At 67.8% G+C, this 15,101-nt stretch carries 9 protein-coding genes and 1 tRNA gene; 5 read left to right on the top strand and 5 right to left on the bottom strand.

The features are described 5' to 3' along the window. Both typA and M9M90_RS19290 read right to left on the bottom strand, forming a co-directional pair. Nucleotides 1–1,833, bottom strand: a complete 1,833-nt coding sequence (typA, locus tag M9M90_RS19295) for a translational GTPase TypA (RefSeq protein WP_254834854.1) — start codon at nt 1,831–1,833, stop codon at nt 1–3. 354 nt (nt 1,834–2,187) lie between these two features. After that, entirely contained in the window at nt 2,188–3,084 is an 897-nt protein-coding gene (locus M9M90_RS19290; RefSeq protein WP_254834853.1) for an N-formylglutamate amidohydrolase, read from the bottom strand. Between the two features lie 126 nt (nt 3,085–3,210). Here M9M90_RS19290 and cpdR point away from each other — a divergent pair, with 126 nt between their 5' ends. The 4 genes from cpdR to M9M90_RS19270 all read left to right on the top strand — a co-directional run bounded on the left by cpdR (nt 3,211) and on the right by M9M90_RS19270 (nt 10,510). Continuing rightward, the gene (gene cpdR, locus M9M90_RS19285; RefSeq protein ID WP_254834852.1) at nt 3,211–3,570 is read left to right on the top strand and encodes a cell cycle two-component system response regulator CpdR; all 360 of its coding nucleotides are present in this window, start codon (nt 3,211–3,213) and stop codon (nt 3,568–3,570) included. Nucleotides 3,571–3,652: 82 nt separating this feature from the next. Beyond that, nucleotides 3,653–3,727, top strand: a tRNA-Val gene (locus tag M9M90_RS19280). Between the two features lie 288 nt (nt 3,728–4,015). Next, on the top strand, nt 4,016–6,928 hold the full coding sequence (locus tag M9M90_RS19275) for a TonB-dependent receptor domain-containing protein (RefSeq protein WP_254834851.1): 2,913 nt from the start codon (nt 4,016–4,018) through the stop codon (nt 6,926–6,928). A gap of 444 nt (nt 6,929–7,372) precedes the next feature. Beyond that, entirely contained in the window at nt 7,373–10,510 is a 3,138-nt protein-coding gene (locus M9M90_RS19270; protein ID WP_254834850.1) for a TonB-dependent receptor domain-containing protein, read from the top strand. A gap of 174 nt (nt 10,511–10,684) precedes the next feature. On the opposite strand, the gene mnmD is transcribed toward M9M90_RS19270, so the two are convergent. Both mnmD and M9M90_RS19260 read right to left on the bottom strand, forming a co-directional pair. Continuing rightward, nucleotides 10,685–12,508, bottom strand: a complete 1,824-nt coding sequence (mnmD, locus tag M9M90_RS19265) for a tRNA (5-methylaminomethyl-2-thiouridine)(34)-methyltransferase MnmD (protein ID WP_254834849.1) — start codon at nt 12,506–12,508, stop codon at nt 10,685–10,687. An 81-nt stretch (nt 12,509–12,589) separates the two neighbouring features. Then, complete coding sequence (locus tag M9M90_RS19260) at nt 12,590–12,877, bottom strand: hypothetical protein (RefSeq protein WP_254834848.1); 288 nt, start codon at nt 12,875–12,877, stop codon at nt 12,590–12,592. A 259-nt stretch (nt 12,878–13,136) separates the two neighbouring features. On the opposite strand from M9M90_RS19260, the gene M9M90_RS19255 reads away from it, so the two are divergent. After that, nucleotides 13,137–14,012, top strand: coding sequence for an alpha/beta fold hydrolase (locus M9M90_RS19255; protein WP_254834847.1), 876 nt, complete (start codon nt 13,137–13,139; stop codon nt 14,010–14,012). Here M9M90_RS19255 and M9M90_RS19250 read toward each other — a convergent pair. Beyond that, nucleotides 14,009–15,100, bottom strand: coding sequence for a YeiH family protein (locus M9M90_RS19250; RefSeq protein WP_254834846.1), 1,092 nt, complete (start codon nt 15,098–15,100; stop codon nt 14,009–14,011). The two genes, M9M90_RS19255 and M9M90_RS19250, sit on opposite strands and share 4 nt — an antisense overlap. Between the last annotated feature and the right edge of the window lies 1 nt (nt 15,101).

The following is a 15,101-nucleotide window of genomic DNA, read 5'->3' as shown; positions in this document are numbered from 1 at the left end:
CTACTCTTCCTTGACGCGACGCTTGCGGAACGAGGGGTTCAGCACCTGCTTGCGCAGGCGGATCGACTTCGGCGTCACCTCGACCAGTTCGTCTTCCTCGATATAGGCGATGGCCTGTTCGAGGGTCAGCCGGCGCGGCGGGGTCAGACGCACCGCCTCGTCCTTGCCGGAGGCGCGGACGTTGGTGAGCTGCTTGGCCTTCATCGGATTGACGTCAAGATCGTCGGCCCGGCTGTTCTCACCGATGATCATGCCCTGGTAGGTCTTCTCGCCGCCACCCACGAACATCGTGCCGCGCTCTTCCAGATTCCATAGCGCGTAGGCCGCGGTCTCACCGTCGGAATTCGACACAAGCACGCCCTTGCGGCCGGCGTCGATGGGGCCCTTGTAGGGCTCGTAGTGGCTGAACACCCGGTTCAGCACGCCCGAGCCGCGGGTGTCGGTGAGAAACTCGCCCTGGTAGCCGATCAGCGAGCGCGACGGCGACATCAGGCTGATGCGGGTCTTGCCCGCGCCCGACGGGCCCATGTCCTTCAGCTCGGCCTTCCGGGCCGACAGCTTCTCGATGACGATGCCGCTGAACTCGTCGTCGACGTCGATCATCACGTCCTCGATGGGCTCGAGGCGCGCTCCGGTCTCCGGATCGGTCTGGAAGACCACCCGCGGGCGGCTGATGGAGAGCTCGAAGCCTTCACGGCGCATGCCTTCGATCAGCACGCCCAGCTGCAGCTCGCCGCGGCCGGCCACCTCATAGGCGTCCTTGTCGGGGGTCTCGGTCACCCGGATGGCGACGTTGGACTGGGCTTCCTTCAGCAGGCGGTCGCGGATGACCCGGCTCTGCACCTTGTCGCCTTCGCGGCCGGCCAGCGGGCTGTCGTTCACCGAGACGGTCATGGAGATGGTCGGCGGGTCGATCGGCTGGGCGGGCAGGGCCTCCGTGACCTCGAGCGCGCAGAGCGTATCGGCCACGGTGGCCTTGCTGAGGCCCGCGATGGCCACGATATCGCCGGCCTCGGCGTCCTCGATGGGCTGGCGCTTCAGGCCGCGGAAAGCCAGCACCTTGGTGATGCGGCCGCGTTCCACTTCCTTGCCGTCGATGCCCAGGGCATGGATCGCCAGGCCGGGAACGGCCTTGCCGCTCTCGATGCGCCCGGTCAGCAGGCGGCCCAGGAACGGGTCGTTCTCGATGAGCACCGAGAGAATCTGGAAGGGGCCATCCTTCTGGGCGACGGCCTTGGGCTCCGGCACGTGGCTGACGATCATGTCGAACAGCGGCGCCAGGGTGTCGTTCGGCTTGGCCATGTCCAGCGTCGCCCAGCCGTTCTTTCCCGACGCATAGATGTGCGGGAAGTCGAGCTGCTCGTCGGTGGCGCCCATGGCGGCGAACAGGTCGAAGGCGTCGTTCAGCACCCGGTCGGGATCGGCGTGGGCCCGGTCGACCTTGTTGAGGCAGACGATGGGGCGCAGGCCCATCTTCAACGCCTTGCCCAGCACGAACTTGGTCTGGGGCATGACGCCCTCTTCGGCGTCCACCAGCAGGACGCAGCCGTCCACCATGCCGAGGATCCGCTCCACCTCGCCGCCGAAGTCGGCGTGGCCGGGGGTGTCGATGATGTTGATGCGGGTGTCGCCCGCCTCGCCATGCCAAAGCACGCTGGTGCACTTGGCCAGGATGGTGATCCCGCGTTCGCGCTCCTGGTCATTGGAGTCCATGGCGCGTTCGACCGTCGCCTCGTTGGCGCGGAACACACCCGACTGGGCGAGCAGTTGGTCGACGAGGGTGGTTTTCCCATGGTCGACGTGAGCGATGATGGCGATGTTGCGGAGCGACATTGAATTGCCCGGGGAGGGCCCTATCTGGAGAAGCGGGCGCTTGTAGGCGAGGCCGGACCATTAAGCCAGCGCCTTCTCGCGGCGCCGCACATCGGCATTGTACAGCTATTGTGCGCCGCAACAAATTTCTTCATCAGCAGATGAATTATAACCTTACTGTTTTGTAACGGTTTTTTTCAGGGCTATCAGGAAATGTGATGGCCAAAACACATTTTCAGTTGTTGTTTTGTGCGTCGCACTGTATATGTTCGAACTGTGAGGCGTCGCTGACGCCTCTGCCCTTCCTGGGCGTTTCCTCCCTAATGAACTGCCGGGCCCTCGGGTCCGGCTTTTTTTTGGCCTGAGGGCGGAACGCTATTTGAGCCCGGACCAGTCGGCGGCGGCCAGGGTCCGGGTCAGGGCCTCCAGGTCGGCCTGAAGGCGGGTAAATCCCTCGGTGGGCTCCAGGTTCGCCTCGTCCAGATAGAGCCCGCGATTGATCTCGATCTGCAGGGCGTGGGTGCGGCGGCCCGGGCGCCCATAGTGCTCGGTGGTGTAGCCGCCGGCATAGGGGGCGTTGCGAGCCACCCGGTAGCCCATTCCCTCCAACTCCTTTTCCACCCGCTGCGTGACCAGCCCGGCGCAGGCCGCGCCGAACCGGTCTCCCAGAACGATGTCGCACGGCGCGCCGCCGACCCGCGCCGCGGCGGCCGGCATGGAATGCCAGTCGATCAGAATCGCGTAGCCGTGGGCCGAGTGGGCCTCGCCGATCAGGCGGGCCAAGGCGGCGTGGTATGGGGCGTGCGCCGTCTCGATGCGGGCGCGGGCCTCGGCGAAGGTCAGCTTGCGGGCATAGATCTCCTGGCCCTCCGACACCACGCGGGCGATCGCGCCCAGCCCCGCCGCCACCCTGGCCGTGCGGGCGCGGGCGAAGTCGGGCAGTTCGTCGGCGAACATGGCCTGGTCGAGTTCGAAGGCCTCGCGGTTCACGTCGATATAGGCCCGCGCCAGGTTGGCGCAGATCATTGACGCGCCCAGCACCGGCCCCGCGCCCACCAGTTCATCGACATAGGCGTCTTCCGAGCGGCGGATGGCGATGGCGTCCAGGGCCGCGGCGGCCATCATGTCTTCCGGATAGAGCCGGCCCGAATGCGGGGAGGCGAAGACCAGGGGGGTCGGCGCAGGCTCTCCCACGGCGGCCGCGCGCCGCACCTCGAACGGCGGGACCTTCGGCGCGGCGCGGTTTGCGGCGATGGATTCCCAGGCGGTCATCGCAATCATATGACGGTGCGTCTGCGCGGCGGTCAAACGCCGGGGCGCCACGAGCGAGCGGTTCATCGCGGATTTACACCTGGGCGCCTAGGATCGGTCTTTGCAGACATTCCCCTCGGAGCACACATGCCTCGGATCCTGCTCGCCGAAGACGACGACTCCCTGCGCGGGTTCCTGTCCCGCGCCCTGGAGCGGGCTGGCTATGAGGTGACCGCCTGCGCCGACGGCGACGAGGCCGCCGCCGTGCTCGACCAGGACTGGGACTTGCTGCTCACCGACATCGTCATGCCCGGCATGGATGGCATCGAGGTGGCCCGGCTGGCCGCCGCGCGCCATCCGGGGCTGCGCATCATGTTCATCACCGGCTTCGCCGCCGTGGCGCTCGCCGCCGGCGACGCGGCCCCGCCCGGGGCCAAGGTGCTGTCCAAGCCGATCCACCTGCGCGAGATCGTCTCCGAGGTGGAGCGGATGATGGCGGCGGCCTGATCGTCTTCAGCGGCGCTTGCACGGCGTGCCCGGCGCCGTTATACCGCCGCCTCCCACTCCCTTAAGGGGAGGCCGGCCGGTCGGACGTGTAGCTCAGCGGGAGAGCACCTCGTTGACATCGAGGGGGTCACAGGTTCAATCCCTGTCACGTCCACCATCCCTTTCCGACAGTCCGACGTCCCCTGGCCAACCCAGGGTCGAGGCGTCGTGGCCGCCACCATTCCAACGGGGGGCGGATTGTCGCGGCTAACGTCGCCTTTTCATCGTCGCCGTCAAAAACGCCTTTCCCGTAACGGTGTTGCGCGTTGAACGCAGTTCGACTGATTGTTTCTCCGCCGCAAGAAATGGCCTAGCGCCGCCGCGCCAAACAGGCGTTTGATCTTTCCACCCACGGACGACCATCGCGTCAGATCGAAACCGGCGTCCGGCGAGGGGGAGGAAGAAGATGTTGAAGAGCAGGTATCTCTGCGGCGGCTCCGTATTGGCTGTCGCACTGGCGATGGGCCTATCGGGCCAGGCCGCCGCCCAAGAACAATCCAGCACCGTCGAAGAAGTCGTGGTCACCGGGTCGTATATCGCCGGCACCCCCGAGGACGCGGCGCTGCCGGTCGATGTGATCGGCCAGGATGAGCTTCAGAAGCGCGGCTCGCCCACCACGATCGACCTGATCAAGTCCCTGCCGGTCTCAGGCCCGGTCCTGGGCGACTCCAATCAGTTCTCGACCGCGGCCCAGGGCCAGGTCGGCGCCGGCACGATCAACCTTCGCGGCCTCGGCAGCCTGCGGACCCTGGTGCTGTTCAACGGGCGGCGCACCGTGCCCTCGGCGGGCGCGGGCAGCGGCGGCGTCGATACCAACCTCATCCCCTCCGCCGCGGTCGGCCGGGTCGAAATCCTTAAGGACGGCGCCGCGGCGACCTACGGATCCGACGCCATCGCCGGCGTGGTCAACTTCATCACGCGCAAGAACTTCAGCGGGCTCGAGCTCGCGGCGGACTACCGCTACGTCGACGGCTCGGATGGCGACTACAGCGCCAGCGCCGTCTACGGCTGGGCGGGCGACATCGGTAACATCCTGATCTCGGCCGGCTATCAGCACCGCTCGCAACTGACGACCCTCGATCGTGACTGGGCCTACCAGCCCTACACGACGAACCCATCCGGCTGGTCCGTGCTGGGCCAACCGCCGTCCTTCCTGCCGCGCAATGGCCTGACGCCCACCGCCGGCGTCCAGCGCGACGCCAACTGCACCGCGGTCGGCGGTTTCGCGGGCTTCAGCGGCGCCACCCCGGCCTGCTACTTCACCTACATCCCGTTCGACAATCTGATCGAGGACGAGAACCGCTATCAGCTCTATGCCGAGGCGAACGTCGACTTCACGGATGACCTGCGCCTCCACGTCGAGGCCATGTATTCGAAGACCGACCTGCCCCATATGCGCTTCTCGCCGGCCTTCCCGCCGATCCAGGGCCCGAACGGTCCCGGCAGCGTGGGCGTGTTCACCACCCCGACGACCAATCCGGGCGCGATCACGGCCTTGCAGCAAGCCGGCCTCTCGGCCGGCCAGATCGCGGCGACCAACAATATCTCGCTCACCCTGTTCCGTCCCATGGGCGCCGGCGGCAACCCGATCTTCGACAACGGCGGCCAGGTCGGCTTCCGGAACTACGACGTCTATCGCGTGTCGGCGGACCTGAGCGGCAAGTTCGGCGACACGGGCATCGGCTGGGACACCGCGGTGACCTACTCCGAGACCCGTAACATCCAGGGCACCCCCGACGTCATCATCGAGCGCCTGCAAAAGGCCCTCAACGGTCTCGGCGGGCCTGGCTGCACCGGGACCACGCCGGGCGCCAACGGTTGCCAGTATTTCAACCCGTTCTCCAACGCCTATCCCGGCAACCCGGTCCTGGGGCTGACCAATCCGGGCTATGTCTCGGCCAACGCCAACAAGCCCGACCTGATCCGCTGGATGTGGGATTTCCCCTCCACCGAGCAGACGCAGAGCCTTCTGGTGGTCGACGCCGTGGTCAACGGCGAGCTTCCCTGGGAACTGTCTGGCGGCCAGATCGGTTGGGCGGCCGGCGCGCAGTATCGCCGGACCGAATTCCGGTCGAGCCTGAAGAGCCCGCTGCAAGACGCGCGCATCACCCCGTGCCCGACGATCGGCTCGACGGTCTGCTCGTTCCCCACGGGACCGTACATCTTCCTGGGCCAAAGCACGCCGCAGCAGCTCGAGGACTCCGTCTACGCCCTGTTCGCCGAATCCAACCTGCCGATCACCGACAGCCTCAACGCCCAGCTCGCGATCCGCTTCGAGGACTACGGCGGCGAGACGGGCTCGACGACCAATCCCAAGCTGGCGGTCAAATGGCAGCTTACCCCGGCCTTCGCCCTGCGCGGCTCCGTCGGCACCACCTTCCGCGGACCCACCCCGGCCAACCGTTCGTCCAACAGCGTGACCGGCCTCTCGGCCATCCTGGCGGCGGGCAATAACTTCAAGTCGGTGGATTTCGCCGGCAACCCATCGATCGGCCCGGAAAAGGCGACGACGTTCAATATCGGCGGCATCTTCGAGGCCTATGATTTCCGCGTCATCGTCGACTATTGGAACTTCAAGATCGAAGAACAGATCACCACGGTGCCGGCCCAGATCGTGGCCACCGCCGTCGGCGGCGTCGGGAACGGGACCCAGTTCGTCAACTGCGGCAGCGCGCTGCGGTCGCTGATCACCTTCAACAACAACAACGCCTGCGTTCAGGGCGTGACGATCGGCAACGACATCCAACGCGTGAAGTCCGACACCGTGAACGGCCCGGAGATGAAGATCGCCGGCATCGACGTCAGCATCGACTACCGCAATGACGATGTCTGGGGCGGTAACTTCGCCACGGGCGTGTCGGTGAGCCACCTTCTGAAGTATGACGTCGCCGAATTCAGCGTCGGCGGCGCCCTGGTCAGCAAGGCTTACGAGGCCCTCGGCTACACCAACTACGATCGTTTCCCGGGCACGGTCTCCCGCTTCCGGGGCAACGCCTACGCCGAATACGGCATGGGCGCGCACAACCTCCGGGCGGACCTGACCTATGTGGACGGAGCCGTCGACAACCGTGCGCCGATCTCGGTGCAGAACAGCACGGGTGCGCTGCAGCTCATTACGATCGGCATGAAGGTCAAGGACTTCTACACCGTCGACCTGAACTACCGCCTGCAGCTGCCCTGGGACACCACGGTCACGGCCTCGGTGTTCAACCTGTTCGACCGCGATCCCTCGGCGGCCCGACTGGAGGTCACCTACGATCCCTTCATCGGCAACCCCTACGGTCGGACCTTCAAGGTGGGTGTCCGCAAGAAATTCTAAGCATACCGCCCGCCTGAAAGGGCGGATCCAAGCCTGATGGGCGTCGCTGGGTTTACCTAGCGGCGCCCTTTTTTTCGAGGCGCGGCCTCGGCGCCACACCCTGCTCACGCGCACCAGAACAGGCCGGCGACGCAGGGAAACTATAATTCGAAAAATGGGGATGATACGGACAGGGCTCGGCCGGACTTTGCGAGCTATTTATGATAATATAAACAGTGTATTAGCAAGATGAGATATTTGCCGTATCTTTTCTCGACTTTCGGGTATGGCGCTGCCACTGAGATATCGACGTTACGTCAGTTTGACTCGGTTGTTTCGTGTTTGAAACGATTGAAACAAGCCCTGGCGCGTAACTGCGTCTCCACGGATGATCCCCATACTCGGACATCCATAAGCGCTCACATTTCAATCGGGGCGCGGGTTCGAGGGGGAAAGGAAACCTAGATGTTGAAAAGCAGGTATTTCTGCGGCGGTTCAATTTTGGCCGTCGCCTTGGCGCTTGGTGTGTCCGGCGCCGCGGCAGCCCAGGATGCGAGTACGGTGGAGGAGGTGATTGTCACCGGGTCCTTCATCGCCGGCACGCCGGAAGATGCGGCCCTCCCGGTCGATGTCATCGGGGCCAAGGAACTGGAGCAGCGCGGCTCTCCGACCATGGTCCAGTTCATCAAGACCATCCCGTCCTCGGGCGCGGTGATCGGCGAGAACAACCGCTTCGGCTCCGGCTCGGGCGCGGCCACCATCAACCTGCGCAGCCTCAACTCCGCCGTGACCGGGGCGCGGACCCTGGTCCTGTTCAACGGCCGCCGGGTGCCTGTGTCGCCCCAGGGCCTGAACTCGGTCGACATCAACCTGCTGCCCGACGCCGCGATCGGCCGGGTCGAGGTCCTGAAGGACGGGGCTGCGGCCACCTACGGGTCCGACGCCATCGGCGGGGTGGTCAATTTCATCACCCGCACCGACCTCGACGGGCTGGAACTCTCGGCTCAGTACCAGGCCATCAGCGGCTCTGACGGGGACTACGAAGGCTCCATCGCCTGGGGCAAGAAGTGGGACCGGGCCGACGCCCTGATCAGCCTCGGCTATCGCCGCCGATCGGAAATGCCGATCTTCGAACGCGATTGGGCCATCCGCACCGGTCCGAACGGCTATCTGGAGAATCCGCTGGGCGGCTGGGCCGGCACCGGCAACCCCGGCCAGTACAATACGGCCACGAGCGCGGCCAACGCCGTCGCGGGCAGCTTCACCGGCTCCCTGCCCGATATCGGCTGCGCGGCCAATGGCGGCGCGCCCTACATCCTGGGCTCGGCTATCGTCAGCCCGACCTCATGCAACTTCCAGTACACGTCTCACGACAACCTGGTCGAGGACGAGCATCACTATCAGGCCTACGGAAAATTCAACTTCGACGTCACCGACAACATCACGGCCAATGTCGAAGTCCTTTACGCCATGCATGAAACGCCCATGCAGAGCTGGGCGATCACGGGGCCGAACCAGTTTCCAACCCCCATCAACCCCTCGGGCGCCTCGCCCGGCGGCGGAACGTCGCCGATCCCCGCGACCGGCACAGCTGAACAGTCGCGCTTCTACATCCCCAACACCAACCCCGGCCTGCAGGCCCTGATCAGCCAGATCTCCGGAGCCAATTGCACGGGAGCGGCGCTGCCCTACGGCGTCGACGCCGCCAGCTGCGCCACCGGCCTTGCCCTTGCGCAGAGCCAGATCGCCAACGCCGCGACCAATGGTGTCGCGGCCAGCCAGACCGCCTGGCGTCCGATCGGCTTCGCCGGCAGCCCCTATACCGAAGATGAGCATGCCCACTACAGCTACAAGGTCGACACCTTCCGGGTGTCGGGCGGCTTCAAGGGCAAGTTCGAGAACGGGATCGGCTGGGACTTCGCGCTGACCTACCAGAAGCAGGACTACAACTATAATCTGGAAGATGTGTCGGTGAACCGCCTGCAGCTCGCGCTGCGGGGCTTCGGCAGCCGCGATGGCGCGTCCGACCAGTGCACGCCTTCCGAGACGGCGAACTACACCGCCGGCGCCGGCAGCGCCGCTCTGGGCTGTTTCTACTTCAACCCCTTCACCAACGCCTTCGACGCGAGCCAGGCCCAGGTCGGACCCAATCCGTACTACCTGGCTTCGAGCCCCATTCCCGGCTTCAACGACGCGGCCGCCAACCGCGCTGCGGTCGTCGCCTGGATGGATGAGAAGCAGTACAACGAGATCTCCTCGGAGCTGTTCGTCGCCGACCTCGTGGTAAACGGCGAGACCGGCATCGAACTGGGCGGCGGGAACATCGCCTGGGCGGCCGGCGCCCAGTTCCGCTATGATCGGACCATTCAGGATCCGGAAGTGTCTTACGACGCGAACGCGACGCCCTGCGTGGACTCGCCGCCGTTCGGCGACGGCGCGCCGTTCTGCCCGACGACGGCGAACGGACCCTTCCTGTTCAACGCCAACCTGCGTCCCTACGACGTGAACCGGAAGATCAGCTCGGTGTTCGGCGAAATGCTGATCCCGGTGACCGACGACTTCGAAGTCACCCTGGCGGCTCGCTACGAGTACTATGAGAGCCAGGGCGAGACCTTCAATCCGAAGGCCTCGGCCCGCTGGCAGGTCATGGACTGGCTGGCCGTCCGCGGTTCGGTTGGCACCACCTACCGGGCGCCGGCCGCCACGATCACGACCACGAACTTCACACGTGGCCTGACCAATGCGAGCGGCACCTACCGGGCCAACGACCTCTACGGCAACCCGAACCTCGAGCCGGAAACCGCGCTGACCTACAACATCGGCGCGGCGGTGGACTTCGGCGCCTTCAAGGCGACCGTCGACTACTGGAACTTCGATTTCGAGGACGCGCTCACCTCGGAGGCCACCGCCGACCTCATCGCCCTGATGTTCCCGGGCGGCGCCGCGGCGCCCCTCGGCCGTTGCGGCGACGCGGCCTATGCGGCGGTCCAGGCGCGGTTCGGCTTCGCCGGCGGCGTCTGCAACCGCAACAACATCCTGTCGTACCGCACGAGCTACATCAACGGCGGCAAGGTGAAGACCTCGGGCCTCGACTTCCAGGCAAACCTGGATGTCGGCGAGGTCTTCGGCGGCGACGTCACGACCGGCTTCGACGGCACCTATCTGCTGAAGTATGACGAGGCGCCATACGAGATCGAAGGCTTCCCGTCGAACGCGGCAGGCGTCCAGAAGCGAGCGGGCACCTACCGCGCCTCGCTGTTCACCGGCTACAACCGTCTGCGGGCCAACGCCTACGTGAACTGGAACATGTCGGGTCATAACCTGCGCTGGCAGGTGCGGCACGTCTCCTCGACGACCCAGAACGAGGCGACGTCAATCGCGATCGCCGCCAACGTCAAGTCGACGGCCAAGATCGCCGAATACTGGCAGCATGACCTGATCTATCGGGCCGAGCTGCCTTGGGACATCGCGGCGACCCTCACCGTGTCGAACCTGTTCGACGAGGATCCGCCGTTCGCGATCGGCACCCAGTACAACTACGACCCGGGCAGCGGGAACCCGCTGGGCCGCGTCTATTCGGTGGCCGTCAAGAAGCGCTTCTAGGAACCTGGGAGCCGCCGACCGGCGTCTTCTGGAACGCCGCCCCGCGAGGGGCGGCGTTTTCTTTTGTCAGGGCTTGGCGTCCGCGGCGAAGGCCGGGACGAATCCGGCGCCGGCGAGCGCGAGAACGGCTGTAACGGTCATCCAGAAACCAGTCCGGGTCATCGCGAAAACTCCTCAGCTCGGCCGGTCAAGGTTGCGCGCCCCTGCGACGAAAATGCGGCCTCGCCGGGCGGCGCGGGCCCGGAATCGATCGGGATCGACCAGCGCCGCCAGGGGGGCCGGCAGGGGGGAGGGCGCGCCGAGCGTCAGCGCCGCAACGTGCTCGGCCAGCAGCGGGGCCAGGGAGAATCCGCGCGATCCAAAGCCGCTCAGGACGTAGAGGCCCGGCGCGCCGGCTAGGGGCCCCGCCAGCGGCAGGCGATCGGGCGTGGTCGCGCGGACGCTGGCCCTGCCTTGCAGCGGCGCCTGGGTCAGCCGCGCGGCCAGACTGGGCAGGGCCTGGCCGAGGCTTTCCAGGTTGCGGACGTGATCTGCGAGTCGGACATCGGTCGCGGTCTGGTCGCGGTCGTGTGTGGCGCCGAACAGCAACCCGTCGCGGGTGGACAGGGCGTAGCCCCCCCAGGCGGTCGCCGGGGCGCCGTCCACGCCCTCCGCCCAGCTCGCCTGGCCGCGTACGGGCTTCAGCGGCAGGTCTGGGCGCAGTTCGGCGCTGGCCTGTCCTGCTGCGAGGATCACGGCCTCGACCTCGACCACCAGCCGCCCCTCAGCGTCGATCAGGGCCCAGGCGCCGCCGCGCGGCGCCACACGCGCCACCGTCGCCTGCAGGACCGACCCGGACCAGGCGGCCAGCGCTACGGCCGGCTCCACCACCAGTGCGGCGGACAAATCCAGGGCGGCGGGAACGGTCTCGCCCACGCGCTCGGAGGCCTGGTCGGCGGTGAGCAGCGTCATGGCGCCGGATTCGAACAGGTCGGAGGCCGCGACCCTGGCGAATCGGTCGGGATCGCGCTCCCCGGCCGCCAGTTGCAGGACGCCGCGCGCGATCACGGCATGGGGCTGGGCCTCATAGAGCCGCACGGCGTGGCCGAAGGCCTGGGCGGCCAGCTCGGCCACCGGGCCGAGACCCGCGTCGAGCCGCGGGGTGACCAGGGCGGCGGGATTGCCCGAGGCTCCGGCCCCCGGGTGTCCGGCCTCGATCAACAGCGGCTCGCACCCCAGCATGCGCAGGGCCCTGGCGGCCGAGGCTCCGGCGATCCCCGCGCCGATGACCGCGACCCGGGGCGGGGCGGTTTCCGGCCGCGGCTGGCCGGGCAGTCGGGCCTCAAGGCGCTCGCGCTTGCGGCCGTGGCCGGGGTGCTTCTCGATCTCGAAGCCCGCGGCCTGTAGGCCGCGACGCACCGCTCCGGCCACAGTGAAGGTCGCCGCCCGGGCGCCAGGCGCCGAGCGCTGGGCCACCAGGGTCAGCAGGTCCTGCGACCACATCTGCGGGTTCAGGGCCGGCGAGAAACCGTCGAGGAACCAGGCGTCGGCGTGACCCGACCAGGCCCGCAAGGCAGGTTCGGCCTCCATCACCGCGAGATCGAGAGTAGCGTTCGACAGGGGCAGTTCGACCCGATGGAAACCGCGGGCCCGGCCCGGCCAGGCGCCGGTCAGAACCTGGGCGATGTCGGCCAGCTCGGGCCAGGCGGCGAGCGCGCGGGCCGCCTCGTCCGCGGTGATCGGGTGCGCCTCGACGCTGAAGATGTGCAGGTGGGCGTCGGGCGGACGGGCGGCGCGCCACAGGTCCAGCAGGGCCAGGATGTTGAGCCCGGTGCCGAAACCCAGCTCCGCCACCGTGAAGCGCCTGCGCCCGGCCCAGGCCTGGGGCAGGCCGCAGCCCTGGAGGAAGACCGCGCGGCTCTCGGCCAGGCCGTCTTCCGCCGAGAAATAGACGTCGCCGTAGAGGCGCGAGCGCGGCTGGCCGTCTTCGGTCCATACGAGGGGGGAGTCAGCGCTCATGGGTCGGACAATAGGGCAAAAGAAAAGGGCCGCCCCAAGGGGCGGCCCTCCGCTCTTCGAACGCGAGTGCGTTCGAATGACTTACTTGGCGGCCGGAGCTTCGGCCGGAGCAGCCGGAGCCATCGCGGCGTCGGCGGCCGGAGCAGCGGCGGCGGCGTCGGCGGCCTTGGAGGCGTCGGCGGCGGCGTCCGTAGCGGTCGCGGCGGCGTCAGCAGCCGTGTCGGCGGCGGCGGCGGCGGTCGAGGCTTCGGCGGTGGCTTCGGCGGCGGCGGCGTCGGCCTTTTCAGCCGGCTTGCCGCAGGCGGCGACGGAGAGGGCGGCGACGGCGGCGCCGGCGACGAGCAGCTTGCGAAGGATTTCGGTGGTCATGGTCCCTGGGTCCCCTGGAAACGGAGTTTAGAGCGTCATACGAAGCGACCCGGATAGGGAACGTCGCGTACGCAAGTCAGGAATATGCCGCGCTTCGCGCAGAGGGCAAGGCTTTAATTCACGCCCTCGTGATCACTTTTGATCCGCGGTCGACTTCCGCAGCGAAAACCGGGGCTATTGCTGGGTTTGGCGCATCGGCGTCGCGGCATGGCTCCGTGGGCCCGGCGGCGTATATAGGCGGGACGGCGGAGGGAAATGCATGGATCTGACGGTGAGCGAGGCGACGCGCGAGCGGTTGATCGACCTGCCCGGGCGCGGCGGGGCGATGGCGGCTCTCGAATTCGGGCCGCCTGATCGGCCCATCGACATCGTCTTCGCCCACGCCAATGGCTTCAATGCGCGAACCTACCGCACCATTCTGGAGCCCTTGGGCGACAGTCTGCGGGTGCTTGCGGTGGACCAGAGGGGCCACGGCCGCTCCACCCTGCCCACCGAATCGGTTGGACGCGGCTCCTGGTACGACCTGCGCGACGACCTCCTGGCCTTGCTGGCGGTTCTCGACCTGCGCGGGGTGATCCTGGCCGGCCACTCCATGGGCGGGGCCGCCAGCATCCTGGCCCAGGCCGTGGCGCCCGAGCGGGTGAAGAGCCTGGTCCTGGCCGACCCGGTGGTGATTCCCTCGGTCAGCGAGGCCGAGGCGACCGCCAATTCGCCGCTGGTCCAAGGCGCCCTGCGCCGCCGGGCGGTGTTTCCCAGCCGCGACGCCGTGATCGCCGCCTATACGGGCCGGGGGGCCTTCGCGTCCTGGACAGCGGACATGCTGGCGGACTACGTCGCCGATGGATTCCGTGACCGGCCCGACGGCCAGGTCGAGCTGAGCTGCGCGCCGGCCTGGGAGGCGTCGAACTTCACCTCGCACGGCCACGACACCCTCGCCGCCTTCGAGGCCGCCCAGGTCCCGATCCGTATCCTGAGGGCGGCGGAGGGCTCGACCTGCCGCGAGCATCCTCGGCTGGACGCCCTGCAGGCGGCCGGCCGCATCCGGATCGAGACCATTCCCGGAACCACCCACTTCCTGCCCATGGAGCGTCCCGACCTGGTCCAGGCCGCCCTGCGCGAGGCGGCCGCAGCCTAGCGTCCCAGCGCGACCAGGCCGGCCAGCACCAGGACTGCGATGAAGGCCGTCGCGCCGACCAGCACCAGGATCGGCCGCCAGCCGACGCGGGCCAGGTCGCCGAGGGCGGTCTTGGCGCCCAGGGCCGAGATCGCCGCCACCAGGCACCAGCGCGAGGCGTCCGACACCGGGCCGGTGATCGCCGCGGGGACCACGCCGGTCGAGTTGGCCGCCACCAGCACGGCGAATGCGATCAGGAAAGCGGGGACCAGCGGTGGTTGCGCCGCGCGGGGGCCGGCCTCGATCAGCGCCGAGCGGTAGATCAGCGAGATGATCACCACCGCCGGCAGCAGTAGGGCGACGCGGAACAGCTTGACGATCGTCGCGGTGTCGCCGGCCTGCGGCGAGACGCTGTAGCCCGCGCCCACCACCTGGGCGACGTCATGGATCGTCGCGCCGAAGAACACCCCGGCGGCCACGTCGCCAAGGCCGAGCAGGGCGACCAGCGCCGGATAGGCCACCATGGCCACGGTCGAGAGCGTGGTCACGCCGACGACGGTGAGCACGACGTCGCGATCATGGGTCTCGCTGCGCGGCAGGCAGGCGGCGATGGCCAGGGCCGCCGAGGCGCCGCAGATCGCCACCGCGCCGCCTATCAGCACTCCCAGGGGGCCGCGCAGCTTCATGGCGCGCGCCAGGCTCCAGCCGACCAGGATGGTCAGGAGCACGGCAGCGGCGGTGAGCAGCAGGGTTTCCAGTCCCAGGGTCCGAACCTGATCCAGGGTGATCCGCATGCCCAGCAGGGCGACCCCGATCCGCAGGACGTGACGGGCGGCGAAATCCAGGCCCGGGCGGCAGCGGGGGTCGTCGCCGGTGAAGTTCACCGCCATGCCAAGCAGCAGGGCGAACAGCATGACCGGCGCCCCGTAGTGCTCCGACAGCCACTGCGCCGCCAGCGCCACCAGCCCGGCGATGATCAGGCCCGGCGTATAGCGGCGCGCCCGGGCCAGCAGGCTGGGCGGCCGGCCCTCGGGCTGCGCCGACCAGGGCGGCGCGCCCTCCAGCGAGTCGAGGGACCGGAACGCCAGCTGGTCGAGATCATCGCGCATG

The organism is Phenylobacterium sp. LH3H17 (assembly GCF_024298925.1).
GTDB lineage: Bacteria > Pseudomonadota > Alphaproteobacteria > Caulobacterales > Caulobacteraceae > Phenylobacterium.
Note: the sequence above shows the minus strand (reverse complement) of the source record. Positions and strands in the feature narration are given on the sequence as shown.

What these genes read in the sequence shown, in the direction of transcription:
- typA (WP_254834854.1), bottom strand. Translation starts at nt 1,833, where the DNA reads ATGTCGCTCCGCAACATCGCCATCATCGCTCACGTCGACCATGGGAAA.
- M9M90_RS19290 (WP_254834853.1), bottom strand. Translation starts at nt 3,084, where the DNA reads ATGACCGCCTGGGAATCCATCGCCGCAAACCGCGCCGCGCCGAAGGTC.
- cpdR (WP_254834852.1), top strand. Translation starts at nt 3,211, where the DNA reads ATGCCTCGGATCCTGCTCGCCGAAGACGACGACTCCCTGCGCGGGTTC.
- M9M90_RS19275 (WP_254834851.1), top strand. Translation starts at nt 4,016, where the DNA reads ATGTTGAAGAGCAGGTATCTCTGCGGCGGCTCCGTATTGGCTGTCGCA.
- M9M90_RS19270 (WP_254834850.1), top strand. Translation starts at nt 7,373, where the DNA reads ATGTTGAAAAGCAGGTATTTCTGCGGCGGTTCAATTTTGGCCGTCGCC.
- mnmD (WP_254834849.1), bottom strand. Translation starts at nt 12,508, where the DNA reads ATGAGCGCTGACTCCCCCCTCGTATGGACCGAAGACGGCCAGCCGCGC.
- M9M90_RS19260 (WP_254834848.1), bottom strand. Translation starts at nt 12,877, where the DNA reads ATGACCACCGAAATCCTTCGCAAGCTGCTCGTCGCCGGCGCCGCCGTC.
- M9M90_RS19255 (WP_254834847.1), top strand. Translation starts at nt 13,137, where the DNA reads ATGGATCTGACGGTGAGCGAGGCGACGCGCGAGCGGTTGATCGACCTG.
- M9M90_RS19250 (WP_254834846.1), bottom strand. Translation starts at nt 15,100, where the DNA reads ATGCGCGATGATCTCGACCAGCTGGCGTTCCGGTCCCTCGACTCGCTG.